This window comes from Rubrobacter marinus (genome assembly GCF_011492965.1).
Classification (GTDB): Bacteria; Actinomycetota; Rubrobacteria; order Rubrobacterales; family Rubrobacteraceae; genus Rubrobacter_F; species Rubrobacter_F marinus.
Genome location: NZ_CP045121.1, coordinates 3,468,533 through 3,493,290 on the forward strand (window position 1 = coordinate 3,468,533; position 24,758 = coordinate 3,493,290).

The window sequence follows — 24,758 nt, forward strand, 5'->3', positions numbered from 1 at the left end:
GTTGATACGGCCCTAGCCCCTGGGGGAACCGTTCTGCCAGTGCGGTACCGTGCGCCGCTGGAGCATCGCGCGGAAGCCTTCGGTGGTCTTCGGCAGCAGCTCGCCGGTGCCCCAGTCCAGGATCACGCCGTGGCGCCGGATAAGCTCGCTCGTCCCCACCTCTCCGCCTCGGTAGCGCGCGGCCAGGGCTTCGGGGTCCTCCTCCAGCCAGCTCAGCCGCTTCTCCCGTATCTCGGCCCGCTCCTTACGAGTGGCCCCTTCGTCCACCTCCCACTCCGCGAGTTCGGCGTCGACCTCCCTCACCACGACGCCGTAATCGCGCCTCGCGCCCTCGACCGTCACGTACCCGTCCGCGACGTCCTCACGGACGGCCTCCGGGTCGCGTAGCAGAGGATCTCCGTAGCCTCCCCCTCCCGCGGAGGGACGCGTGAACTCGTCGCCCTCCCCCACCTCGACGTTGGAGAAGACGGCGCCGAGAAACTGCCCCTGGGGCCTCTCCTTGTTGAGCCAGACGCCGTGCGGGATCGAGGGCAGGCCGCCCTCTATGCCCCAGGTGATGGAGCGCGCCCGGTCGCAGCAGTAGGACATGACCGTGTCGTCGAGCTGGGTGAGCGTCCCGCCCTTCTCGACGCCGCAGCCGCCGCGGAACCGGCCCGGCCCGCCCGAGTCGGCGACGATGTGGTGGGCCGAGGTGACGACCGGTGAGAGGCGCTCCTGGCCCTCGAAGGGCTGCACGGCCAGTCCGACGCCGAAGACCGGCGAGGTCGCGTTCGAGCCGTCCTTGCCGTTGCGCCCGCCCCAGCCGCCGACCATCCAGTCGTACCACATGAAGAACGGAGCGTCCTCCGTGCGCCGGTCCCGGCCGCCGATCAGGAGGTACTCCAGGTTGAAGCAGCAGGCCAGGGCACGCTCGGGCATCACCCGCGACCACAGCTCGAAGAGGGCGTTCATGATCTTCTCGTAGGCCCCGCTGCAGAAGCCGGTAACCGCCGTCGGCCACGGGGCGTTGACGACGGTGTTCTCCGGGAGGTTGGCGTCGATCACGCGGTAGAAGCCGGAGTTCAGGGGCACCTCCGGGAAGAAGGTCTTCGTCCCCGCGACGATGCCGGAGAAGCCCGTGCCCATGCCCGCGTTGAGGAACGTCCCGATCACCGGGTGGCTGCCGGAGAGGTCGTAGAGGATCTGATCTTCCCGGATGGTCATCTTGACCTTGATGGGGATCAGGCCCTCCTCGGCGCTCGGGTCCCCGTCGATGTAGTCCTCTGTCTCCCAGGTCCCGTCGGGGAGCTCCGAGACCCGCCGCCGCGTCAGGCGCTCGACGTAGTCCTGGACCTCGGCGAAGGCCGTCAGCAGGGTGCCCTTACCGTACTTCTCCACGAGCCGCAGGATCTCGCGCTCGGCGACCTTCGTGGCCTCGGCCTGGGCGAGCAGGTCGCCCTCGACGTCGCCCGGCGCCCGGGTGTTCGACGTCAGAAGGTTGACGACGTCCTGGCGGTAGTGCCCCCTGTCCCAGATGCGGATCGCCGGGATGCGCAGGCCCTCGCCGAAGTGGGCCTTGGCGCTGATGTCGAACGAGCCGGGGACGGTGCCGCCGACGTCGGCCCAGTGGCCGGCGGACTGGGCGAAGGCTATAAGCTCGTCCCCGACGAAGACCGGGCGGATGATGCGCACGTCGTTGAAGTGGGTGCCGCCGACGTACGGGTCGTTGATGGCGAACACGTCGCCGGGGTGGATGTCGCCTTCGAAAGCCTCGATCACGGCCTTCGCCGTGAAGTGCAGCGTCCCGACGTGCACGGCGATGTCCTGCGTGCCCTGCATCACCGTGTTCCCCTCGGCGTCGCAGATCGCGTTCGAGAAGTCGCGCGCCCAGATCACGAACGAGTGGCAAGTCCTCAGGATCTGCTCGGCCATCTCGTCCACGACGGTCGTCAGGGCGTTCTTCAAGACCTCGAAGGTCACGGGATCCAGCGTCTGCTTCTCTGTCACTTCGCGCCTCCCACGTGGACCAGTATGTTCGAGTAGCCGTCGACCTCCGCCCCGTCCCCCGGCGGCACGACGACCGTGGAGTCGAGCTGCTCGACGATCGCCGGGCCGTCGATCCTCGCCCCCGGCCTGAGACCGTCCCGGCGATAGACCGCCGTGCGGAGGGCTTCTCCGTCGCCGAACACCACCTCGCGGTAGTTCTCGGGCTCGGGCTCGTGTTCCTGGGGTTCCTCGTACGGGAGCTCGGGCTTGGGGATCGTCCCGATGGCCGCGACTCGGAGCCCGTAGATCTCGACGGGCTGCCCCTCGCGCTTGTAGGTGTGCTGCCGCTCGTGCTCCTCGTGGAAGCGAGCCGTGAGGGCGTCGAGGGACGCGACCTCTCCCTCCACAGGTATCTCCAGCGAGCGCCACTGCCCGAGGTAGCGCATGTCCACGGAGCGCACCAGCCGAACGTCTTCCTCCCCGATCCCCTCGGCTCGCAGGCGCTCGCGGGCCTCCCCTTCCAGCGCCTGGAAACGGGCCTCGATCTCCGGGGGCTCCGTCTCGTCCGCGGGGACCAGGCGCATCTCCGAGAAGTCGTGCCGGACGTCCACGAGCAGGCACCCGAGGGCGGAGGTGATCCCCGGGTTCAGCGGGACGAGCACGGTCGGGATGGAGAGCTCGCGGGCGAGCTCCGCCCCGTGCAGCGGCCCCGCGCCGCCGAACGCGACGAGCGCAAAGTCCCTCGGGTCGTGCCCGCGCCGGATGAGCGCTAGCCGTATCGCGTCGGCCGAGTTGGCGTTCGCAACCTGAACGACCGCCCGGGCTGCCTCTACGGTATCGAGCCCCAGCGGCCCCCCGACCTTCCCTATGGCGCCCTCCGCCTTCTCGCGGTCCAGCGTCATCGCGCCCCCGATAAGCTCCGCCCCGAGCCTGCCGAGGACGAGGTTCGCGTCCGTGTTCGTCGGCTCTTCGCCCCCGAGGCCGTAGCAGGCGGGGCCGGGGTTGGAGCCGGCCGACTGCGGGCCGTTCCTCAGGGAGCCCGCGGCGTCGATCCAGGCGATGGACCCGCCCCCGGCCCCGATGGTAAGGACCTCGACGCTCGGGAACCGTATCGGGTATCCGTACTCGACGTACCAGTCGTTCGTGACGCGCGTCTCGCCGTCGACCATAACGGAGATGTCGGCGCTCGTCCCGCCCATGTCGAAGCCCACGGCGTTCTCGTATCCCGCGAGCCTGGCGATGTGGCCGCACGCGATGGCCCCGGCGGCGAGACCCGAGGAGGCGAGCCGCCCTCCCAGGCGCTCGACCGCCTCGGTCGTCATCACCCCGCCGCCGGAGTGGAGGAGCAGGACGTCACCCCTGTACCCGCCCTCCTTCATCCGCTCGGCGAGCCGCCTGGCGTAGCCGCCGACGAGCGGGGAGAGCACGGCGTTAGCCACCGTGGTCGAGAACCGCTCGTGTTCGAAGATCTCCGGCAACACCTCGCTGGAGGTCGAGACCGAGACCCCGGGGAGCTCCTCGCCGAGGATCTCCTTGACCCGCTCCTCGTGCCCGGGGTTCGCGTGGGAGTTTACGAGGCAGACGGCGACGGTCTCTATTCCACGGCGGCGGATCAGGTGCGCCACCCGCCGGAGTTCTTCCTCGTCCACGGGCTCCAACTCCCGCCCGGAGTAGTCGACGCGCTCGGAGACCTCGAAGCGGTCGCGACGCCTGATGTACGGCGGGGCGACGTCCTTGTAGGCGTCCCAGAGATCCTGCTTGGTGCCGCGACGGATCTCGATCACGTCCCGAAACCCCTTCGTGGTGATCATCGCCGCCCTCGGGAAGCTCCGCGTGATCAGAGCGTTGGTCGCCACCGTCGTGCCGTGGGAGAACAACCCTATCTCCCCCATCTCGACCCCGACCGCCCGTATGCCGTCGAAGACGGCGTCTATGGGATCCTCCGTCGAAGATACCTTCCCGACGCGCGTCGTCCCGCTCCCGTCGTCGAACACGCACACATCTGTGAAGGTCCCCCCGATATCTACCGCCAAATGCAGCACCTGTTCGGCCCCTTTCCCGAGTCCCCGACGCGACGAAGGCAGGCTACCCCGGCCCTCGTTCGGTCCTCTGCGCCGCACCCGAGCCCCCGCACCGACCTCTCCTCCGGACGCGCGGCGGTACAAAAGTGCGTACATTTGGGTACACTACGCCGCACGGAATTCCGGGTCAAGGCACGCGGTCGAACCCGTCGCTCTGCTCCGGCGGGGGGTGGCTCTCGCCCGAACGTCGGTCGGCTCCGGTGGGGTACGTTCGGCGGCCTGTTATGGGGTTTCGATCGCCGCCCCCTCTTCCGCGGCAGTAGACGACGTTGGAGATGCCGTAAGGAGGTAGATGGCCGGCGGGAGAACGAGCGCCACGGTACCGTCGGTGCCGCGCTGGTCCTCCTCGGGGCGTCAAGGGCGGGTGCTTCTGGCCCGTGGGGGCGGACGCGAGGGCGGTGGTAGCGGCGAGGAGGGCCGGGTGGGGGATCCGGACGGGCCGCGGTAGATGAGGACGAGATGGTTTCCCTACGGGACGCGGCAGCCGAACGCCCGGCTGAGGCTTCTCTGCCTCCCTTACGCCGGGGGCAACGCGCGCATGTTTCGCTCCTGGGGCGCGGAGATGCCCGAAGGGGTGGAGGTATGCCCCGTCGAGCTACCCGGTCGCGGTACGCGGCGGGGCGAGGGTTGCGTCTCGAGCATGTCTTCGCTCGTGGAGGCGATGGTGGAGGAGACCGAGGCGCTGCTCGACCTGCCGCTCGCCATCTTCGGCTACAGCATGGGGGGCCTCGTCGGCTTCGAGCTCGCCCGGGTGCTCAGGCGCCTGTACGGCCGGGAGCCCGTGGCGCTGCTGGTCGCGGCACAGAACGCGCCCTCGGTGCCGCTGGAGCGCCCCACCGCCCGCGGCTCCACCGACGAGGAGTTGAGCGCCGCCCTCTACCGCTCCGGGGGGATGCCCGCGGAGGCGCTGGCGAACGACAGGTTCATGCGCGCGTTCCTGCCGGTGCTGCGCGCGGACTACGCGGTGGTCGACACCTACGCCTACGCGCCCGAGCTCCCCTTGAGTTGCCCCATCCACCTGTACACCGGGACGGAAGACGCGCTGGTGAGCGAGCGCGGCCAGGAAGGATGGCGCCGGGAGACGTCCGGCCCCTTCGTGGTCCATCGCTTCCCCGGGGGCCACTACTTCGTGCGGGAGGCCGAAGGGCCGTTTCTGGCCTCGGTCTCAGGCGTGCTGCGCGAGCTTCCTTGAGCAGGAGCCTCCCTGGGATGGCGGGCTCGAAGCGGCCGTCGCGGGAGGACTCAGACCCGGACGTCCGACTCCAGCGGTTGGGGCCTGGCCCCGATCAGGCCGGAGAACGTCTCCAGCGAATCCACGATCTCCTCGGCGCGGATGCCCCTCGTTATAAAAACTATGCGCGACTCGTGGTCGCCGTCGGGCCACTCTTCGAGGTGATCCGGCGGGTGGATGACGTGCTGGACGCCGTTGAGCAGCACGGGCCCGGGCCCTCCGACGTCGAGGAGCCCCTTGACCCGCAGCACGTCCTCGCCGCGGGCGTGCAGCAGCATGCTGAACCAGGTCCCGAAGGCCGTCCAGTCGACGGGCCCGTCGAAGGTCAGGGAGGTGGAGTGGGTCTCGGAGACGTGCCCGCCGTCTCCGAGGTCCACGGCCGGGGCACGCGGCCCGGACGGGTCCGTCGAGCCGTCCCCGAAGAGCTCCTCCGGCCGCACGTCGCCGAAGGGCGCCTCGAGGACCCGGGCCGAGGGGTTGATGCCGCGTATCCTGGCGCGCAACGCGTCGACGGTGCCGGCGTCCGACACGTCCGTCTTCGTCAGGACGGCGACGTCGGCGGCGGCTATCTGCTTCGTGGACTCCGCGTTGCGGTCGAGGTGCAAGGCGCCGTTCACGGCGTCGACCGTGCAGATCACGCGGTCCACCCGGTAGTGGTGCTGCAAGACGGGGTGTGAGAAGACGGTGTAGAGGATGGGGGCGGGGTCCGCGAGCCCCGTGGTCTCCACGACGACGCCCTTGAGCGGCGGGATCTCGCCGCGCCCCTCCTCGTCGAGCAGCCCGAGCATGGCCTCGACGAGGTCGTCGCGCGTGGTGCAGCAGACGCAGCCGTGCCCCAGGAGGACGGTCTTCTCGTCGGCGCGCCTGAGGAGGTGATGGTCGAGGCCGACCTTGCCGAACTCGTTGACGAGGACGGCGGTGTCGCTCATCGACGGGTCGGAGAGGACCCGCGAGAGCAGCGTGGTCTTCCCGCTCCCGAGGAAACCCGTGACGACCGTCACGGGGCGCTTCGTCGGGCTACCGGGCGAGGGCACCGTCGAGCATCCGTTCCTTCAGGGCGGGGTCGAGCGGGTCGAGCGGGCGGCCGAGGATCTTCTCCGCCGCGGCCCACAACGCCCCGAGATCCTGCACGATCTCCGAGTTCCCCTTGCCGTCGCTCAGCAGGTACTTGCTGCCGGCCCAATCCTTCACCCGCATGCCGTAGCAGGCGAGCACCTGGTTCGTCACCGCCGCCCGGTGCGCCCGGTCCCGGCGCCGGTCGCGCTGGTACTCGGTCGGGTCGGCGCCCGGGCCGGCCGCGCGCGCCCGGTCCTCGACGTAACGGTCCGTCCAATGGGCCTGCGCCACGAAGTCCTGCCCGCAAAGCACGCACATCTCGCTCTTACCTCCCGAAGAAAATCCAGCCATGGACCACGACCGCAGCCTACGCCCGCGCCGCACGGACGACAACCCCGAGCCGGGCCGTCGTTCCGTCCACAGGGGGCGGTGCGTATTCTCGCGCCGCCCCCCTGGGGTCCCGGCCGTTACGAAGAGGCGGCCGGGGTGTCGATCCCGTACATGTTCAGGCCCGGGTCGTGGTTGGGCTTGGACCTCGGGTAGCGCTGGAGGAAGTCGTCGGCGATGTTCTCCATCGTCGCCCACTTCACGCCGTCGTGGCCGTTGATGTAGTCGATGAGCCGTTCGAGCATCAGGAGGACCTGCGGCCTACCGGCGACGTCCGGGTGGATCGTCAAACAGTACGTCGCGTAGTCCATCTCCCGATACACCCAGTCGAACTGGTCCCTCCACAGCTCCTCGATGTCGCGCGGGTTGACGAAGCCGTGGGAGTTCGGCGAGCCCTTGATGAACATCATCGGCGGCAGGTCGTCGAGGTACCAGTTGCCGCCGATCTTGACGAGGTCGATCTCCTCGCCGCGCACGAGCGGCTTCATCCACTCCTCTGCCTTCTTGGAGTAGTCGATCTTGGTCCACGTGTCGCCCACCCGCGCGTAGTACGGCGTGAAGTCGCGGTGCTGCAACGAGTGGTCGTACTTGTAGCCGTACTTCATCAGGAGCTCGTTGGAGGCGTTCGAGACCTCCCACCACGGGGCCACGTTCCCGACGGGCTTCTTGCCGGCGACGTTCTCGATCAGGTCGAGGCACTTCTTGAGGACGTCTTCTTCTTGCTGCGGGGTCATGGCGACCGGGTTCTCGTGCGAGTAGCCGTGAGAGCCGATCTCGTGCCCCGCGTCCACGACCATCTTGACCTGCTCGGGGAAGGTCTCGATGGAGTGGCCGGGGATGAACCAGGTCGTCTGCAGGTCGTACTTCTCGAAGAGCTTCAGGAGCCTCGGCGTGCCGATCTCACCGGAGAACAAGCCCCGCGAGATGTCGTCGGGGGAGTCCTCGCCCCCGTAGGAACCGAGCCACCCCGCGACCGCGTCGATGTCGATGCCGATGGAGCAGAAGATCTCTTTCTGAGCCATCTCTCTCCTTTCATTTCCCCTTTATCCGACGCGCAGCATCTTACAAGATGTGCGTACAATTGCGCAAAACCCGCGGGCTACTGCGCACAACGGAGGGTTTTGAACGGCCACGCGGCGCTCGGCTAACATGGGAATCCGGGCGTCAAAGGAGCAAGGAGGACGTTAGGTGACCCTTCCCCAGATTGCGGTGCTCTCCCTGGGCGGCACGATCTCCTCGACGAGGTCGGGGAGCGGTTCGGGCGTGACCCCGACGCTGACCGGCGAGGCGCTCGTCGAGTCGGTCCCCGAGATCGCGGAGGCCGCCGAGGTCTCGGCCGAGGCCTTCCGCCAGCTCCCCTCGCCGGAGATCACGGTGGACGACCTCGTGGAGCTGGCGGCGGAGATCTCGCGCCGCGTCGAAGGGGGCGCCGCCGGCGTCGTCGTCACCCAGGGGACGGACACGATCGAGGAGTCCTCCTTCGTCCTCGACCTCCTCCTCGACGTCGACGCCCCCGTGGTGATGACCGGCGCGATGCGCAACCCCACCCTCCCCGGAGCCGACGGACCGGCAAACCTGCTGGCCTCCGTGCGGGTCGCGGCGAGCGAGGCGGCCCGGGGCCTCGGCGTCCTGGTCGTCTTCGACGACGAGATCCACGCCGCCCGCTACGCACGCAAGACCCACACCCAGAGCACCGCGACCTTCAAGTCGCCGCCCGTCGGCCCGTTGGGCTGGGTCTCGGAGGGGACGCCGCGGGTCGCGCTGCGCCCGGTCGGCCGCCACCACGTAAGGGTCCCGACGGGCTCCGAGGACCGCCCCGTGGCGCTTCTCGCCGGCGCCCTGGGCGACGACGGAAGGCTGTTTTCGGCGGTCGGGGAGCTCGGCTACGCAGGGCTCGTGGTCGAGGCGACCGGCGGGGGGCACATGCCCTCGTCCACGGTCGAGCCCCTGGCCGACCTCGCGGCGCGCATGCCGGTGGTCCTCGCCTCGCGCACCGGCAGCGGCGAGGTTCTGAGGCGGACCTACGACTTCCCCGGCTCCGAGATGGACCTCATCTCGTGCGGACTGATCCCCGCGGGCCCGCTCGACGGCCGCAAGGCCCGCCTCCTCCTCTCGCTCCTCCTCAGGTCCGGGGCGAGTGGGGACGAGATCTCCGGGGCATTCGACCGCTGGCTCCGGTGATACAGGACAGAGCGGGACGATTCATTAGAGTTACGCAGACCAGACGCGGAGCGCGACGCACCGCTCCGGGGGGACAGAGGAGGCACGCATGGCGGTAAGGGAAGGCTGGAAGGGCAGGTTCTTCGAGGACTTCGAGGTCGGCGACGTCTACGAGCACCCCCTCGGGCGCACCGTCACCACCACCGACAACATCTGGTTCACCCTCCTGACCCAGAACACCGCCCCATCCACTTCGACCACCACCTCTCCGCGCAGACCGAGTTCGGCAAGCCCCTCGTCGACTCGACCTTCACGGTGGCGCTCGTCACCGGCCAGTCCGTCACCGACGTCTCCCAGAACGTCTTCGCGAACCTCGGGTGGGACGAGGTCCGCCTCCCCGCCCCCGTCTTCGAGGGCGACACGATCTACTCCCAGTCGGAGGTCCTCGAAAAGCGCGAGTCGAAGAGCCGCCCGAACGTCGGCGTCGTCACCGTCAAGACGACCGGCTACAACCAGGACGGCACGGTCGTCATAACCTTCAAGCGCACCCTCCTCGTCTACAAGAAGGACCACTCCCCCGGCATGAACCGCCCGCGCCCCGCCCAGAACGCCTGAGAAGCGAGAGCCCCGCCGGAGCACTCGCCCGGATCTGTTGACAATTGTGCTTACAATATCGTTCAATGTCTCGGGAAAGGTCGAGTAGCTCTTGGGGTGAGGAGGCGCTAGTGCGGAGAACGGTGGATCTCTCGTTGGTGATCACGGACAACATGCCGGCACACAAGCTGTTCCAGAGCCCGGTGGTCCTGCCGGCGCTCTCGCACGAAGGGACGAAGGACTTCGGGCTCGGCGTTCCGGAGGATCGGATGACCTTCGCGACAAACTACCTGGGCATGCTCGACCACGTCGGGACGCACGTCGACGCGCTGTACCACACGAACCCCGAGGGGGCCTCTGTGGACGAGATGCCGCTGGAAGATTTCATGGGCAAGGCCGTCTGCTTCGACCTCACGCACGTCCCGGACCTCGGCGAGATCGGGGTGGAGGACCTCGAGGCCGCCGAGGAGAAGTCGGGCGTGAGGGTCGACGGCCACATCGTCCTCCTCAACACCGGCCTGCACAGGCGCCACTACCCGAACCCCGAGGTCGTCCGGACCAACCCCGGCCTGACCGCCGAGGCGACGCACTGGCTCGCCGACCGGGGCTCCAAGGCCCACGGGGTCGAGGGGCCGTCTACGGACGTGCCGAGCAACGACCTCTTCCCGAGCCACCGGGTCTGCCGCGACCGCGGAATCTTCCACTGGGAGTGGCTCGTGAACCTGGAGGAGCTCGTCGGCAAGGGCGAGTTCACGTTCTACGGCGCCCCGCTGCTCGTCAAGGGCGGGAGCGGCTCGCCGGTGCGGGCCTTCGCCATCGTGGAGGAGTAGCAGGTCCGGGGGAGGGGAGCGCCGTGATGGATGGCGCTTACGGGACCGCCCTGGAGCTCCGCTCGGCTATCGCGAAGGGTGAGGTCTCCGCGGTCGAGGCCGTGCGCGCGAGCATCGCGCGCATGGAGGCCCTCGAGCCCACCCTGAACGCCTTCGTCACGCCGACACCGGAGCTCGCGCTCGCGGCGGCGGGGGAGGCGGATGCGAAGCTCGCCCGCGGGGAGGCGTTGGGGCCGCTGCACGGGCTCCCCCTCTCGGTGAAGGACCTGATCAACGTCGGTGGCGTGAGGACGACCTTCGGCTCGCGGCTCATGGCGGAGAACGTCGCCGGGGCCGACGCCCCTTCCGTCGAGCGCGTCCGGGCCGCGGGGGCGTGCATCGTCGGCAAGACGACGACGACCGAGTTCGGCTGCAAGGCCGCCGGGGACAGCCCGCTCACCGGCGTCACCCGCAACGCGTGGGATACCTCCAGGACCGCCGGCGGCTCCAGCGCGGGCGCGGCCACCTCGGTCGCCGCAGGCGTAACCCCCTTCGCCCTCGGGACCGACGGCGGGGGCTCCATCCGCATCCCGTCGTCGCTCTGCGGCGTCTTCGGGATAAAGGCCCACTTCGGGCGCGTCCCCGTCTTCCCGACGAGCGCCACCCCGACCCTCGCGCACGTCGCCCCCTGGCCCGCACGGTCCGCGACGCCGCCCTGCTCCTCGAAGCGGTCGCCGGCTTCGACGCGCGCGACCCCGCGAGCGTCGCGGCCCCCGTCCCCCGGCTCCTCGCCGCCTGCGACGAGCCGGTCGAGGGATGCGCGTCGCCTGGAGCCCGACCCTGGGCTACGCCCGCCCCACCCGCGAGGTCCTGGAGCTCGCGGAGGGGGCGGCCCGTACCTTCGAGTCCTTCGGCTGCGAGGTCGAGATCGTCGAGGAGGTCATGGACGACCCGGTGGAGCTGTGGAGGGCCGAGTTCTTCGCGAGCGCGGGCACGCGTCTCAGGGACGCCCTGCGGGACTCGCCGGAGCTTCTGGACCCGGCGGTGGCGGAGGTCCTCGAAGGGGCCCTGGACCTGGGGCTCGACGACTACTACTCGAAGGTCTTCGAGAGGTACGCGCTCAGGGAGAAGGTGCGCCGGTTCTTCGAGGACTACGACCTGCTGCTGACGCCGACCCTGCCGGTCGCGGCGTTCGACGCCGACCGGAACGTGCCGCCGGAGCTGCCCCATCGGAGCGTAGTGGATTGGGTGTACTACACCTATCCCTTCAACCTGACGGGCAACCCGGCGGCCTCCGTGCCCTGCGGCCTCACCGAGGACGGGCTGCCGGTCGGGCTGCAGATCGTGGCCGGCGGCCACCGCGAGACCGACGTGCTGCGCGCGGCGGCGGCCTTCGAGGCCGCGCGGCCCTGGACGTACCCCGGCCGCGCCTCCCCGGCTGAGGACCGGAAGTGAGATCGAAGACCACGCGAGAGGGAGAGGAGCCTGAATGTCGACACGGCAGCTAGCCGTAGATCGGGGGGGGAGCACGGAGAGGATCCGGCGCGACGTCGAGACCCTGGCGGGCCCCGACTACACGCGCTCCGACGAGGCGATCCGGCGCTACGCCTACACCCCGGAGTACCGCAACACCCTGGACTACTTTATCCGCGAGCTGGAGTCTCTGGGCTTCGAGTGTTACGAGGACCCTGTCGGCACCCTCGTCGCCCGCAACCGAGCGCCGGGCGAGCCCGTCTTCGGCGTCGGATCCCACTCCGACTCCAACCGCAACGGCGGGAAGTACGACGGCACCCTGGGCGTGGTGACGGCGCTCGAGGTCTGCCGGCTGAACGAGGAGCTCGGGCTCGGGTTGCCGTTGCAGCTCGTCTCGTTTCTGGAGGAAGAAGGCTCGGGCTTCGGGCAGATGCTCCTGGGCAGCAGGATCATGGCGCAGAGGGTGACGGAGGAGGAGCTCAAGGAGAGCTTCCGGGCGGTGGACGACGGGCGCTCGTTCTGGGAGCACGCCGAGGAGGCCGGCTACGACCCCGCTCGCTGGCGGGAGTCCGTCCACGTCCTCGACGATCTGTACGGCTGGATCGAGCTTCACATCGAGCAGGCCCGCGTCCTCCAGGACACGGAGAAGCGCATAGGCGTCGTGGACGCCATAGCGGGCTACGTCCACGCCGACGTCACGGTCCGCGGGCGCTCCGACCACGCGGGCGCCACCCCGATGAACCTCCGGCTCGACGCGGGCCTCGTCGCCGCCGAGTGCATGCTGGAGCTCGAACGCCTCGCGACCGCGGCCGGGCGCGGCACCGTCGGGACCGTCGGGGAGATCTCGCTCACCCCGAACCTCATAAACGCGATCCCCGGCACGGCCCGCTTCTCCCTCGACGTCCGCGGCCCCGACGAGGAGGCCTTCCGAGGCGTCGCCCGAGACCTCGCCGCCTTCGCGGAGGAGGCCGCGAGGAGGCGCGGCATGAGCGCGGAGTACCGGGAGCGCCAGACCCTCTCGCCCGCCAGGCTGGACGAGGGTATCGTGGGGGCGCTGGTGGCAGCGGCGGAAGAGAGCGGGGAGCCCTTCACGAGGATGCACTCCGGGCGGCGCACGACACCATGAGCATCGCGGACCGGGTCCCGAGCGCGATGGTCTTCGTGCCGTGCAGGGACGGGATCAGCCACTCGCCCGAGGAAGACTCGGACCCGGCGGACGCGGCGCTGGGGCGGAGATCATGCTGAAGGCCATAGCCGCGCTCTCCGAGGGCAGATCGTAGGGCCGGAGAGCACGAACTCGTTACCACGACAGGCCCCCGCGAGGGGGCGGGAAGGAGCAGGATGTCGGTTCTGATAAAGGGCGGCCGCATCATCACCGCAGGGGACGACTACGTTGGCGACGTCTTCGTCGAGGGCGAGAGCGTCTCCCTAATCGGGCGCTCGCTCGACGTCCAGGCGGATAAGGTCATCGACGCGCGCGGCAAGTACGTGATCCCGGGGGCCGTCGACCCCCACACCCACATGGAGATGCCGTTCGGCGGGACCGTCTCCTGCGACGACTTCACCTCCGGCACGATCTCGGCGGCCTTCGGCGGGACGACGAGCCACGTGGACTTCTGCCTGCAAGAGCCGGGCCAGAGCCTCCCCGACGCGCTCGCGACCTGGCACGAGAAGATCGAGCGCAAAAAGCCCGTGATCGACGTCGGCTTCCACCTCGCCGTCACCGACCTGACGAAGGGCGGCAACCTCGAAGACCTCGCGAAGGCCCCCGACGAGGGCGTGACGAGCTACAAGCTGTTCATGGCCTACAAGGGCGCGATCATGGTCGAGGACGAGACGCTCTTCAAGACGATGCAGGTCGCCGCCCGCACCGGCGCCCTCGTGATGGTCCACGCGGAGAACGGCGACGCCATAGACATCCTGGTCAAGGAGGCCCTCGCCGAGGGGAAGACCGAGCCGAAGTGGCACGCGGCGACGAGGCCGCCGCTGACCGAGGGCGAGGCGACGAACCGCGCCATACAGCTCGCCCGCATCGCCGGGGCGCCGCTCTACGTGGTCCACGTCTCGTGCAAGGAGGCGATAGACCCCGTCGCCCGCGCCCGCAGCGCCGACTGGCAGGCCTGGGGCGAGACCTGCACGCAGTACCTGTTCATCGACGAGACGGCCCTGGATCAGCCGGACTTCGAGGGGGCCAAGTACGTCTACACCCCGCCCCCCCGGCCGAAGGAGAACCAGGAGCACCTCTGGCACGCGCTCGCCACCGACATGCTCTCCGTCGTCTCGACGGATCACTGCCCCTTCAACTGGGACGGCCAGAAGACCCTCGGCCGCGACGACTTCTCCAAGATCCCTAACGGGGGCCCCGGCATAGAGAACCGCCTCCACATGCTCCACCACTTCGGCGTGCGCGAGGGCCGCATCTCGATGAACCGCTTCGTGGAGCTCGTCTCGACCAACCCGGCGAGGTTCTTCGGGATGTACCCGCGCAAGGGCACGATAGCGGTGGGCTCAGACGCGGACATCGTCGTCTTCGACCCGGAGAAAGAGCACACCATCTCCGCCCGCACGCACCACTCCAACATCGACTACAACCTCTACGAAGGGACCGAGGTCGTCGGCGCCCCCGACACCGTCCTCGTCCGCGGCAAGGTGATCGTGGAGAACGACGAGCTCGTCGGCTCCCCCGGCGACGGCCGCTTCGTCCGCCGCGCCCGGTTCGGCGAGCACCTGACGGGCGCCGGAGGCTCCTAGCGTGAGCGAGGAGACTACCCGCGAGATCTACGAGCGCTCGGGGCTCGGCGGCGACGCGAACCTCGGGACGCGTCCCGCGGTCCTGGTGGTGGACCTGAGCCGCGGCTTCACGGACACGAGGGCCACCCTGGGCTCGGACCTCACGGCGGTGGTGGAGGCGACGACGCGCCTCCTCGCCGCCGCCCGCGAGGGCGACCTCCCGGTGATCTTCACGACCATCGGCTTCGAGCCGAACCTCAAGGACGGCTCGCTCTGGCTCCAGAAGGTGCCGTCGCTCGGCGAGCTCGTGATCGGGAGCGAGTGGGTCGAGATCGACCCGCGCCTCGGACGGCGAGGGGAGGAGACGGTGATCCTGAAGAAGGGCGCCTCGGCCTTTTTCGGGACGAACCTCCCCTCGGTGCTCGTCTCCGAGGGCGTGGACACCGTGATCCTGTGCGGCGCCACGACGAGCGGCTGCGTCCGCGCCACCGCCGTGGACCTCCTGCAGTACGGCTACCCGACGATCGTCCCGCGCGAGTGCGTCGGCGACCGGGCCCAGGGGCCGCACGAGGCGAACCTCGTGGACATCCAGGCCAAGTACGCCAACGTCGTCCCCGTCGAAGACGCCCTCGCTTACCTGGAAGGGATCGCGAGGGGGAAGGCCGGGGCACCGAAGTAGGGGCGACGCGCCGGCGGGAGCGGCGCTCCGGCAACCCGACGGAGCGCCGTGGCGGGCAGGCGGAGGCGGGTTCGTACACATCGCGCAGAGGGAGAAGATCGTGGAGAGTTGGAGGAATCGGAAGACCCTTATCCTCGGTCGCGCCGAGATGGTCGGGTTGCTCACCCCGGACGAGTACAACGATCGCGTCGAGCACGCCTACCGGATGCACGGCGAGGGCCGCTACTACATGGAGCCCAAGGGCCACATCGTGCTCGACAAGTACCCCGGCGAGTGGGAGGTGATGCCCTCGTACATCGAGGAGCCCGAGGCCGCCGCGTGCAAGTGGGTCTCGATCCGCGAGGAGAACCGCGAGAAGTTCGAGCTGCCGACCGTCTTCTCCATCCTGATCTACACCCACCCCGAGACCGGCTTCCCGCTCGCCATCTGCGACGGCAGCCACCACACCGTGATGCGCACCGGGGCCGCGGCGGCGGTCTCCGCGAAGCACCTCGCGCGCAAGGACAGCAAGGTGCTCGCCATCGTCGGCGCCGGCAATATGGCCGAGGGCGCCCTCGCGTGCTGCAACGAGGTCTTCGACTGGGAGGACGTGCGCGTCTGGAGCCGCTCCCGGGCGACGCTCGACGAGTTCGTTAAGGGCCAGCAGCCCCACTACGACCGCTTCGAGATCAAGACCTCCACGAACCTGGAAGAGGTGGTGCGCGGCGCTGACGTGGTGGTTACCCTCATCCCCGCCAGGGGCCCGATCGTCGAGGACGCCTGGATCTCCGAGGGAACTCGCGTCGCCGCCGTCGGGGCGGACAAGGAGGGGGACCAGGAACTGGACCCCGGCATCCTCGGGAGGGCCCGCATCTTCGTCGACGACCTCCGCCAGTGCCGGACCGACGGCGAGATAAACGTCCCGCTGCGCGAAGGGATCATCTCCGAGGACGACGTCGCGGGCGAGATCGGCGAGGTCGTCGCCGGGAAGCTCGAAGGCCGCACCTCCGAGTCCGAGATAACCGTCTTCGACTCGACGGGCTTCGCCCTCCAGGACTCCGCGACCGTCCCCCTGGAATACGAGCGGGCGCTCGCGGCCGGGGTCGGCATCGAGAAGAAGATGATCTCGACCTGAGAGCGGTCACCAACGGACGGCAGGGCGATCCTCCGCTTGCGAGGAGGATCGCCCTGCGCGTTCTCCCGTCGGCCCTGTCTGGCACTTCTCGTACCCCAGGGCCATACCTAACCGGTCGGCGCTACCCGGCCTTAGTAGCGTCCGACCAGCAGCCCGCCGTCGACGACCACCGTCTGGCCCGTCAGGTAGCGGGCCGCGCTTGACGCGAGAAAGAGGATCACGTCGGCGATGTCCTCGGGCTCCCCTACCCGTTTCATGGGGATAAACTCCGCCGCCTGCTCCAGCCCCGCGGGGCCGAGCGAGTGCTCCTCGGAGAGGGCCTGGGCGGTCCTTATGTAGCCGGGGCGATGCCGTTGACGCGCACCCCGTCCCCGCGAGCTCGACGGCGAGGCCGCGCACGAGGCCCACGATGCCGGCCTTGGCCGCCGAGTACTGGACGTGCTCGTCCCAGCCGTAGGCCACCCCATGATGGAAGAGACGGCGACCATGCTCCCCCTCCCGGCCTCGCGCATCGCGGGGGCCGCGGCGCGGCAGACGCGCATCACGCCCTTGAGGTCGATCTCGTGCGTCTGGTCCCACTTCTCGTCCGTGAGCTCGGGGAGCGGCACCCTGTGGGCGATCCCGGCGTTCGCGATCACGGCGTCCAGCGGCCCGTACCGCCCCTGTGCGTCGTTCACCACGGCGTCGGCCTGCTCCGTGTTCGTCACGTCCAGGCGGTGGTACTCGGCCTCCCCGCCGCTACCCTCGATCTCGGAGACGACCCCTCTCCCCTCCTCGTCGAGGACGTCGGTCACGATTACCCTGTAGCCCGCGGCGGCGAACTCCCGCGCCGTCGCCGCGCCTATGCCGATCCCCGCCCCCGTTATCAGGACGGTCGGCTTCCCTCCTTCGTTCACGCTCTCCTCCTCCCGCCGGTCATCGACGACCGGCTCCCCTGGTTCTCCCTGCCCAGCCTAGAGCATCACGTCGCCCGAGTTCGGCCCGAGCGTCTGCCCCACGTACAAAGAGGCCGCGTCCGAGGCGAGGAACGCCACCGTCTCGGCCACCTCTTCGGGCTCGCCGAAGCGCCCCAGCGGGAGCTCCGCGGCCTTGGTGTTCCGCCAGTCCTCGGAGAGACCGAGGACGAGCTCCGTGTTGATCGGGCCCGGCGCCACGGCGTTTACCCGCACTCCGCCCTTCGAGACCTCGCGGGCGATGGACTTCGTCAGGCCGATGATCCCGGCTTTTGCGGCCGAGTAGTGCGAGAGCTCGACGCCCCCGATCTGCCCGAGCTGCGAGGCGACGTTGATGACCACGCCGCTGCCCCGCTCCAGCATCGCGGGCAACACGGCGCTCGTGCACAGGAACGTCCCCCCGAGGTGCACCGCGACCATCCGCTGGAAGTCCTCGAAGGTCAACTCCACGAAGGGCTTCTGCTGCAGGAACCCCGCGTTGTTCACGAGCACCTCGATCGGCCCGAACACCTCCTCGGCCGAGCGCACGATCCCGGCCACGTCGTCCGGCTCGGAGACGTCGCCGGGGGCCGCGGTCGCCCGCCCCCCCGCGCCTTCTATCCCCGAGACGACCTCGGCGGCGGCCTCGGCCCGAAGGTCGTTCACCGCGACCCTGTATCCCTGCCTCGCCAGCTTCTCGGCGATCGCGCGGCCTATCCCGTTGCCGGCCCCGGTAACCAGGGCCACCCTTCCTCCGGAGTCGGTCACGTCTTTGCCTCCTCTCGAGGAGAGAGGGCGGCCCGATAGACCGGCCCGCCCTCCGCTCGCTCCATCCAGACTTTACGGGCAGCTTAGCGCACCCGGGCGGCGGTGGAGTCCTGGGAGACCACCTCGGCCTGGTGCGGGTCCTTCACGTCGCGGGTGCCGAACATGAGGAACCCGGAAGCTATCGTCGCGAGCCCCCCGCTGAGGAACGCGGCGGTGACCACGCCGAGGCCCGCGCCGGTGAACAGGCTCAGCAGGCCCGAACCCGCGATGGCGCCCAGCGGCCCCATGGCGTTGACCAGGGATGCTCCGGTCCCCCGGACGCGCGTGGGGAACGACTCGCCCATAAAGAACAGGAGCGCCGCGTAGGGGCCGATGATGAAGAACAGCCCGACCGTGTACATGGTGAACACGAAGGCCTGCGAGTCCGGCCCGAAAAGCATCAGGGTGTAGGCGACGCCGGAGATCAACCACCCGCCGGCGATGGTCAGGCGGCGTCCGATGCGGTCGCCGACGAAGCCGTGGCAGAGGTAGCCGATGTAGGAGGCGGCGTTCGAGACGATCAGGACGAGCACCGCGTTGGTGAACGCGACCCCCTTGCCCTCCGTGATGATGGTGGTCCCGAGCACGGCGAAGACCTGGATGCCGATCCAGTTCATGAACATCGCGAGGCTGATGAAGATGGTGTGCCTGCGGATGTCCGGCTCGAAGAGCTGCTTGAAGGTGGACTCCTCGGAGTGGCTGAGGTCGATGTCGTACTCGCGGGCGAACTCGACCGCCTCCTCGCGCCTGCCCTGCGTCTCGAGGGTGCGGGCCGCCCTCATGGCCTGCCACTTCGGAGACTCCCTGAGCTTCAGGGCGAGGATCGAGATCACGATCGCCGGGAAGGTCGCCACGATGAACATGCCGCGCCAGCCGATCAGGCCGCTGGAGAACAGCACCGCGGTGAGCGCCGCGCCGAGCAGCACCCCGATGGGCCAACCGCCCTGCACCAGGCTGTAGATGAAGCCCCGGTTTCTGCGGTTGCCGTACATCTCGTTGAGGTAGGTCGCGTTGACCGCCTGCTCGGCGTACCCGAGCCCGGAGAAGGTCCGCACCACGGTCATGTACGCCGCCGCGAACGCCCCCGGTGCGAGCGCCGTCAGCCCCGAGCTCAGCGCCGCGCCCACGGTCGTTATGACCAGCGACGGCTTGCGGCCGAAGCGGTCCAGCAGCGGCCCGACGGAGAGCGCCACAAAGAAGATGCCCACGTTGATCAGCGTCACGATGAAGGTGGCGTAGGACGTCGACCAGCCGAGGTCTTCCGCGATGGGCGGGAGCAGCGTCCCGAAGAGCGTGTAGTCGTAGACCGAGAACACCCACGCCAGAAAACAGACGATCGACGAATACACCAGCGTCTTGTTGGTGATGGGTCGGGTGTCGACACCTAGCGTGCCGCCACGACCTTGATTTCCTGAACTCTCCAAGGACCACCGCCTCTCTTTTTCCTTGCCTCGCCCCACCCCCGTTCCGGGTAAGGCCCGTTAGGCGGCAATCATAGATTGGTATTTACATTTGTGTCAACTGAGTCATTTTGTCAAGCGTTACCCTTGCTTGACGTGCGTAACGTTCGGTCCCGGGGTTTATCCGGCGGGTTTATAATGAGGTCCGGCTACGAAAGGCTCCTGGCACCCCATGTCGTACGCAATATGGTCGCTCGTGTTGCTCGCTGTGATCTCGCTGTGGGCCCTCGCGATGTCGGAGATCGGCGTTCACCTGCGCCGGGGCGTGTTCTCGCCCACGCGGTTAGCGACGATGGCGGCGGTCGTCTCGGTCGCGGCCGTCGCGACGGTCGTCGCGGCGAGCGGGACCTTCCCATCTCTCCTCCCGGGCTGATGCCCTTCGGCGGCGGAGCCCGCCGAAGCGGGCTGCGCGGCAGGGGTAAGGGGGACGTTCGTGTTCAGCTTCGGCCTCGAGCGCGGTTCGGGGGCACCCCACGAGTGCCCGGCGAGTAGTCCGCCGGACTGACCCCCGGCGCGCCCGGTCTGGACGACGAGAGCGTCCACCCGGCGGGCGCGGCCCTAGATCGTGGGGCACCGATCGGGGTAGGTGATCTAAGGGCGGACGACGGGCCCGAGGAGGACCCCCTCCTGACGCGCCCCTTCTTTTGTAGAGCTATCCGTCCTTGCGCAGCAGCTTCTCGAGGTATCCGGTGTCGTATCTGCCGGAGACGACGGCCTCCTCGTCGAGGAGACGGAGGTGGAGGGGGATCGTGGTTTTGATACCTTCCAGGCGGTACTCCCCGAGCGCGCGGCGGCCGCGGGCGAGGGCCTCGTGCCGGTCGGAGCCGCGGACGACGAGCTTGCCGACCATCGAGTCGTAGAACGGCGGGATCCCGTAGCCCGCGAAGACCGCCGTGTCGACGCGGACGCCGGGGCCGCCGGGCACCTCGACGGCCGTGACCTCGCCCGGCGACGGGAAAAAGTCGTTCTCCGGATCCTCGGCGTTGATGCGGAACTCTATGGCGTGCCCGGAGAGCGGGATCTCCTCCTGCCTCAGCGAGAGCCCCTCGCCCGCGGCGACCTTCAGCTGCTCCTTCACCAGGTCGACGCCCGTGATCTCCTCCGTGATCGGGTGCTCGACCTGTATGCGGGTGTTCATCTCGATAAAGTAGAAGGCCTCGTCCTCGTCCACGAGGAACTCGGCGGTCCCCGCGTTCGCGTAGCCTGCCTCCTCGGCGAGCCGCACGGCGGCCGCGGTGATCGCCTCGCGCGTCTCGGGCTTATCCCGGGGGAGGGCGCCTCCTCCAGGAGCTTCTGCCGCCGGCGCTGCATCGAGCACTCCCGCTCGTAGAAGTGGACGACGTTCCCCTCCCCGTCGCCCATCACCTGCACCTCGACGTGGCGGGGGTCCGCCAGGAACTTCTCCAGGTACACCGAGCCCTCCCGAACGCCGCCGTGGCCTCGCGCGAGGCCGCCCTGACCGCCTCTTCGAGCTCTCCGGCGCTCTCGACGACGCGGATGCCCCGGCCGCCGCCCCCGGCCGCCGCCTTGACCATGATGGGGAAGCCGATCTCCTCGGCCTTCTCCAGCGCCTCCGCAGGGGTCGCGTTCCCGATAGTGCCCGGCACTATCGGGACGCCGGCCTCCCGGGCGATCCGGCGCGCCGCCGACTTGTCGCCCATCTTCTCGATGGTCTCCGCCGAGGGCCCGACGAACGCCAGCCCGGCCTTCGAGCAGGTCGCGGCGAAGCCGGCGTTCTCCGCGAGGAACCCGTAGCCCGGGTGCACCGCGTCGGCCCCCGTCTCCCTTGCCGCGGCGACGATCGCCTCGACGTTCAGGTAGCTCTTCTGGGCCTTGGGCGGACCGATGCGTACCGCCTCGTCGGCGAGGCGGACGTGCATGGCCTCCTCGTCCGCGTCGGAGTAGACCGCCACCGACGCCACCCCCAGCTCGCGGCAGGCGCGGATGATGCGCACGGCGATCTCCCCGCGGTTCGCGACCAGAACCTTCTTCAGCATAGCGTCGCCCCCTCTATCCCCGATCCCCGACCGAACAGGCGCCCATCATACCCACGCGAAACGGTCCGCACCCAGCACCCCTCCCGGCGCGGCGGGTCCGGCCGCGAGGGCCCTCCCGGCGATTGACCGGATTTTTCCGCCCTAGTAGTATCCCGGCACCGTCGAGGAAGGGAGGGTGCGACAACATATGGCACACGAGGTCGAGACCGGTCAGCCCCAGGCACGCTACAGCTACGGCGGGGACGAGTTCGTCTTCGTGGAGCTCGCCGAGGGGATGAGCATGCAGGTCAACTTCCGGGCGATGGCGATCACGAACAAGCTCAAGGAGGAGGAAATCCCCGGCATCGTGGACATCTGCCCGTCCAACGCCTCCTACATGGTCCGGGTAGACCCCGACGTCTTGCACCCCGACGAGCTCATAGGGCGCCTCAAGGAGATAGACGAAGAGGTCGGAGACGTCGAGGGCTTCGAGCTGGAGACGCGCGTCGTGGACGTCCCCGTGATGATGAACGACCCCTGGACGCACGAGGCCCTGATGCGCTTTCGCGACCGTCACCAGGACCCGGAGTCGACGGACCTCGAGTACTCGGCGCGCATAAACGGCTACGACTCGACAGAGGACTTCATCGCCGCCCTCCTGGGCTCGCCGTGGCTCGTGACCATGATCGGGTTCGTGCCCGGCCTGCCATGGTGCTACCAGCTCGTCCCCCCCGAGGAGCAGGTCGAGGTGCCGAAGTACGTGAGGCCCCGCACCTTCACCCCCGAACGGGCCTTCGGCTTCGGGGGCGGGTTCGCGGTGGTCTACTCCGTACAGGGGCGGGCGGCTACCAGCTCTTCGGCCTGGCCCCGGCCCGGTCCTCGACGTCAAGCAAGAGCTCCCCGACTTCCAGGACTCCATCGTCTTCCCCAAGCCCGGCGACATCTTCAACTACCGCGGCATCGAGCGGGAGGAGTTCGACGAGATCCGCTCGAGGGTCGAGGACGGCACCTGGGCGTACCGCCAGAGAGAGTTCACCTTCCGCCCCGACCGCTCGCTCGCGGACCCGCACGGGTACAACAAGGAGATCCTGGGGGTGCTGTATGGCGATTAGGGTCAGGCAGCCGGGCCTCTTGACCACCGTGCAGGACACCGGCCGCTTCGGCGAATACGACATCGGGATGCCCCCCTCGGGGGCGATGGACGTCTTCTCTTATCAGGTCGGGAACTACCTCGTGGGGAACGACGACGGGGCGGCGGGGCTCGAGATCACCTACTTCGGACCCCAGCTCGAGTTTACCGAGCCCGCCGTCGTCGCCGTGACCGGAGCCGAGATGCCGCCGAAGGTGAACGGCGAGGAGGCCCCGACGTGGGAGGCCTTCTCCGTGGAGGAGGGCGACGTCCTCTCCTTCGACTACCTCAGAAGCGGGGCCCGCTCGTACCTTGCGGTGGCGGGTGGGATAGACGTCCCCGTCTTCCTGCACAGCCGCTCGACGTACACCCTCATAGGGCTGGGGGGACACGAGGGACGCGCCCTCAAGGAGGGCGACGAGCTCGAGGTAGGCGAGGCGGGGGACCGCTCGGGGCGGGTCGGCATGGCGGTCGCGAGGGAGCAGATCCCCGCGTTCCCCGCCGAGGCGGAGCTCAGGGTCATCATTGGTCTTGCGAGCTACCGGCTCACCGAGGAGAGCCTGCGGACGTTCCTGGAGACCACGTGGACGGTGACGCCGGACGCGGACCGGGTCGGCTACCGCTACCGGGCGGCGAGCTCGGGTTCGTGGAGCGGGAGCAGCCCGCGGGCGCGGGGGCCGACCCCGCGAACGTCGTGGACTTCGGCTACCCCGTCGGCTCCATCCAGGTCCCGGGCGGGGTCGAGCCGATCGTGCTGATGAACGACGCCGTCACCGGCGGCGGCTACGCGACCATCGGCACCGTCATAAGCGTCGACCGCGACAAGCTCGCCCAGACGGCGACCAACCACAAGACCCGGTTCCGCTCCGTCGACCTCGCCGAAGCGCTTCGGGCCCGCGAGGAGCGGCGCCGGCAGATGGCAGAGATCCGGCAGGCCCTGCTGTGAGAGCCGGTCATAAAGGTACGGAGAGCCGGGGGAACGCGGCCCCCGTCGGGGTACGAGCGACCGGGGCCGACGAGAAGGACTGACGGACACCGACCGAAGGGAGGCGTGATGCAGGTAGACTTCAACTGCGACATGGGCGAGAGCTTCGGGCCGTACACTTTCGGCGCCGACGAGGCCCTGATGCGGTGCATAAGCTCCGCGAACGTGGCGGGCGGCTTCCACGCGGGCGACCCCACCACGATGCGCAAGACGATTGCCCTGGCGAAGGAGAACGGGGTCGCGGTCGGGGTGCACAACGGCTACAGGGACCTCGTGGGGTTCGGGCGACGGGAGTTGAACGTCTCCCCGGAGGAGATCCAGGACGAGCTGCTCTACCAGCTCGGGGCGCTCAAGGAGTTCGCCCGGCTCTACGGCATGGAGGTCCAGCACGTAAAGCCGCACGCCTCGCTCTACATGGCCGCCGCCCGCGACGAGGATCTCTCGCGCGCCATCATAGAGGTGATCCAGAAGGTCGATCCGGGCCTCGTCGTCTACTGTATGCAGTCTTCCGCGACCTACGAGGTCGCCCGGAAGATGGACCAGCCGGTGGCCGTCGAGTTCTTCGCGGACCGCGAGTACAACGACGACGGACAGATCGTCTTCACCCGCAGGGTAACCGGGGAGATGGACCCGGACGCGAACGCGCAGAGGGTCCTCCGGGCCCTCACGGAGAACAAGGTCACGACCGTCTCGGGCAACGAGTTGGAGGTCTTCCCGGACTCCGTGTGCGTCCACAGCGACACCCCCGGCGCGGCCGCCATCGCCGAGTCGATCGTGCGCAAGCTCGACGAGAAAGGCATCGAGATCCGGCCGTTCGGACGCGCCGGACAGAAGATCTCCTGAAACCAACCGACCGCAAAGGAGCATCGGCCTTGGCCCAAACGATAAAGAGCCCCATGCCCGGCACCTTCTACCGCCGCCCGGACCCGGAGAGCGACCCGTTCGTGAACGAGGGCGACGAGGTCTCCGCTGGTGACACCGTGGGGCTTATCGAGGTGATGAAGTCCTTCCACGAGGTCAAGGCCGAGGAAGGGGGCACGGTCTCCAAGGTCCTCGTCGAGGACGAAGACCCCGTGGGCGCCGGCCAGGACCTCGTCGAGCTAGCGTAGGGCGCGGCCTGCCGCGTACTCCCCCGGGCTCCCGTCATTCGGACGACGGGAGCCCATAATTCTGGTGTCTCCGTGTGCCCT

The 24,758-nt window shown here is 69.0% G+C and carries 20 protein-coding genes and 5 pseudogenes; 16 read left to right on the top strand and 9 right to left on the bottom strand.

Annotated elements, in window-relative coordinates; translation table 11 throughout:
* Positions 1-12: 12 nt before the first annotated feature.
* Both GBA65_RS17890 and GBA65_RS17895 read right to left on the bottom strand, forming a co-directional pair.
* Positions 13-1,986: a hydantoinase B/oxoprolinase family protein gene (locus tag GBA65_RS17890; RefSeq protein ID WP_166397717.1), complete on the bottom strand. Its 1,974-nt coding sequence runs from the start codon at positions 1,984-1,986 to the stop codon at positions 13-15.
* Positions 1,983-4,007, bottom strand: a complete 2,025-nt coding sequence (locus tag GBA65_RS17895; RefSeq protein WP_207955892.1) for a hydantoinase/oxoprolinase family protein — start codon at positions 4,005-4,007, stop codon at positions 1,983-1,985. Before GBA65_RS17895 ends, GBA65_RS17890 begins: the two co-directional genes overlap by 4 nt.
* A gap of 331 nt (positions 4,008-4,338) precedes the next feature.
* On the opposite strand from GBA65_RS17895, the gene GBA65_RS17900 reads away from it, so the two are divergent.
* Together GBA65_RS17900 and GBA65_RS17905 are read left to right on the top strand one after the other, a co-directional pair.
* Positions 4,339-4,494, top strand: coding sequence for a hypothetical protein (locus tag GBA65_RS17900; RefSeq protein ID WP_166397719.1), 156 nt, complete (start codon positions 4,339-4,341; stop codon positions 4,492-4,494).
* A 90-nt stretch (positions 4,495-4,584) separates the two neighbouring features.
* Positions 4,585-5,238, top strand: coding sequence for a thioesterase II family protein (locus tag GBA65_RS17905; protein WP_166397720.1), 654 nt, complete (start codon positions 4,585-4,587; stop codon positions 5,236-5,238).
* 50 nt (positions 5,239-5,288) lie between these two features.
* On the opposite strand, the gene GBA65_RS17910 is transcribed toward GBA65_RS17905, so the two are convergent.
* The 3 genes from GBA65_RS17910 to GBA65_RS17920 form a co-directional block, all read right to left on the bottom strand.
* Entirely contained in the window at positions 5,289-6,278 is a 990-nt protein-coding gene (locus GBA65_RS17910) for a CobW family GTP-binding protein (RefSeq protein ID WP_266096510.1), read from the bottom strand.
* A 16-nt stretch (positions 6,279-6,294) separates the two neighbouring features.
* The gene (locus GBA65_RS17915) at positions 6,295-6,651 is read right to left on the bottom strand and encodes a hypothetical protein (RefSeq protein ID WP_166397721.1); all 357 of its coding nucleotides are present in this window, start codon (positions 6,649-6,651) and stop codon (positions 6,295-6,297) included.
* A gap of 149 nt (positions 6,652-6,800) precedes the next feature.
* Positions 6,801-7,742, bottom strand: coding sequence for a polysaccharide deacetylase family protein (locus tag GBA65_RS17920; protein ID WP_166397722.1), 942 nt, complete (start codon positions 7,740-7,742; stop codon positions 6,801-6,803).
* 166 nt (positions 7,743-7,908) lie between these two features.
* Between GBA65_RS17920 and GBA65_RS17925 the strand changes: the two genes are divergently transcribed.
* From GBA65_RS17925 to GBA65_RS17965, 9 genes and pseudogenes are all read left to right on the top strand, one after another.
* A complete protein-coding gene (locus GBA65_RS17925; protein WP_166397723.1) occupies positions 7,909-8,901 on the top strand; it encodes an asparaginase in 993 nt (330 codons plus the stop codon).
* Between the two features lie 88 nt (positions 8,902-8,989).
* Positions 8,990-9,495 (top strand): annotated as a pseudogene (locus tag GBA65_RS17930) (MaoC family dehydratase).
* 65 nt (positions 9,496-9,560) lie between these two features.
* Positions 9,561-10,304, top strand: a complete 744-nt coding sequence (locus GBA65_RS17935; protein ID WP_166397724.1) for a cyclase family protein — start codon at positions 9,561-9,563, stop codon at positions 10,302-10,304.
* Between the two features lie 26 nt (positions 10,305-10,330).
* Positions 10,331-11,738, top strand: a pseudogene (locus tag GBA65_RS26765) (amidase).
* Positions 11,739-11,772: 34 nt separating this feature from the next.
* Entirely contained in the window at positions 11,773-12,882 is a 1,110-nt protein-coding gene (locus tag GBA65_RS17945) for a hydantoinase/carbamoylase family amidase (protein ID WP_166397725.1), read from the top strand.
* The gene (locus tag GBA65_RS25500) at positions 12,879-13,001 is read left to right on the top strand and encodes a M20 family metallo-hydrolase (protein ID WP_166397726.1); all 123 of its coding nucleotides are present in this window, start codon (positions 12,879-12,881) and stop codon (positions 12,999-13,001) included. Before GBA65_RS17945 ends, GBA65_RS25500 begins: the two co-directional genes overlap by 4 nt.
* Before the next feature lie 96 nt (positions 13,002-13,097).
* The gene (gene hydA / locus GBA65_RS17955) at positions 13,098-14,507 is read left to right on the top strand and encodes a dihydropyrimidinase (RefSeq protein ID WP_166397727.1); all 1,410 of its coding nucleotides are present in this window, start codon (positions 13,098-13,100) and stop codon (positions 14,505-14,507) included.
* 1 nt (position 14,508) lies between these two features.
* The gene (locus GBA65_RS17960) at positions 14,509-15,165 is read left to right on the top strand and encodes an isochorismatase family protein (protein ID WP_166397728.1); all 657 of its coding nucleotides are present in this window, start codon (positions 14,509-14,511) and stop codon (positions 15,163-15,165) included.
* Between the two features lie 100 nt (positions 15,166-15,265).
* Positions 15,266-16,279: an ornithine cyclodeaminase family protein gene (locus tag GBA65_RS17965; RefSeq protein ID WP_166397729.1), complete on the top strand. Its 1,014-nt coding sequence runs from the start codon at positions 15,266-15,268 to the stop codon at positions 16,277-16,279.
* Positions 16,280-16,410: 131 nt separating this feature from the next.
* On the opposite strand, the gene GBA65_RS17970 is transcribed toward GBA65_RS17965, so the two are convergent.
* From GBA65_RS17970 to GBA65_RS17980, 3 genes are all read right to left on the bottom strand, one after another.
* Positions 16,411-17,175, bottom strand: coding sequence for an SDR family NAD(P)-dependent oxidoreductase (locus tag GBA65_RS17970; RefSeq protein WP_207955895.1), 765 nt, complete (start codon positions 17,173-17,175; stop codon positions 16,411-16,413).
* Positions 17,176-17,232: 57 nt separating this feature from the next.
* Positions 17,233-17,979: an SDR family NAD(P)-dependent oxidoreductase gene (locus GBA65_RS17975; RefSeq protein ID WP_166397730.1), complete on the bottom strand. Its 747-nt coding sequence runs from the start codon at positions 17,977-17,979 to the stop codon at positions 17,233-17,235.
* Positions 17,980-18,062: 83 nt separating this feature from the next.
* Complete coding sequence (locus GBA65_RS17980; protein WP_228281458.1) at positions 18,063-19,442, bottom strand: MFS transporter; 1,380 nt, start codon at positions 19,440-19,442, stop codon at positions 18,063-18,065.
* Between the two features lie 232 nt (positions 19,443-19,674).
* Here GBA65_RS17980 and GBA65_RS17985 point away from each other — a divergent pair, with 232 nt between their 5' ends.
* On the top strand, positions 19,675-19,851 hold the full coding sequence (locus tag GBA65_RS17985; protein WP_166397731.1) for a hypothetical protein: 177 nt from the start codon (positions 19,675-19,677) through the stop codon (positions 19,849-19,851).
* 279 nt (positions 19,852-20,130) lie between these two features.
* On the opposite strand, the pseudogene accC reads toward GBA65_RS17985, so the two are convergent.
* Positions 20,131-21,475: pseudogene (gene accC, locus GBA65_RS26770) on the bottom strand (acetyl-CoA carboxylase biotin carboxylase subunit).
* A gap of 187 nt (positions 21,476-21,662) precedes the next feature.
* On the opposite strand from accC, the pseudogene GBA65_RS17995 reads away from it, so the two are divergent.
* The 4 genes and pseudogenes from GBA65_RS17995 (at position 21,663) to GBA65_RS18010 (ending at position 24,677) form a co-directional block, all read left to right on the top strand.
* Positions 21,663-22,566: pseudogene (locus GBA65_RS17995) on the top strand (5-oxoprolinase subunit B family protein).
* A pseudogene (locus tag GBA65_RS18000) lies at positions 22,556-23,529 on the top strand (5-oxoprolinase subunit C family protein). Before GBA65_RS17995 ends, GBA65_RS18000 begins: the two co-directional pseudogenes overlap by 11 nt.
* A gap of 108 nt (positions 23,530-23,637) precedes the next feature.
* A complete protein-coding gene (locus GBA65_RS18005) occupies positions 23,638-24,411 on the top strand; it encodes a LamB/YcsF family protein (RefSeq protein ID WP_166398590.1) in 774 nt (257 codons plus the stop codon).
* A gap of 29 nt (positions 24,412-24,440) precedes the next feature.
* Positions 24,441-24,677, top strand: a complete 237-nt coding sequence (locus GBA65_RS18010; RefSeq protein ID WP_166397732.1) for an acetyl-CoA carboxylase — start codon at positions 24,441-24,443, stop codon at positions 24,675-24,677.
* Positions 24,678-24,758: the final 81 nt, after the last annotated feature.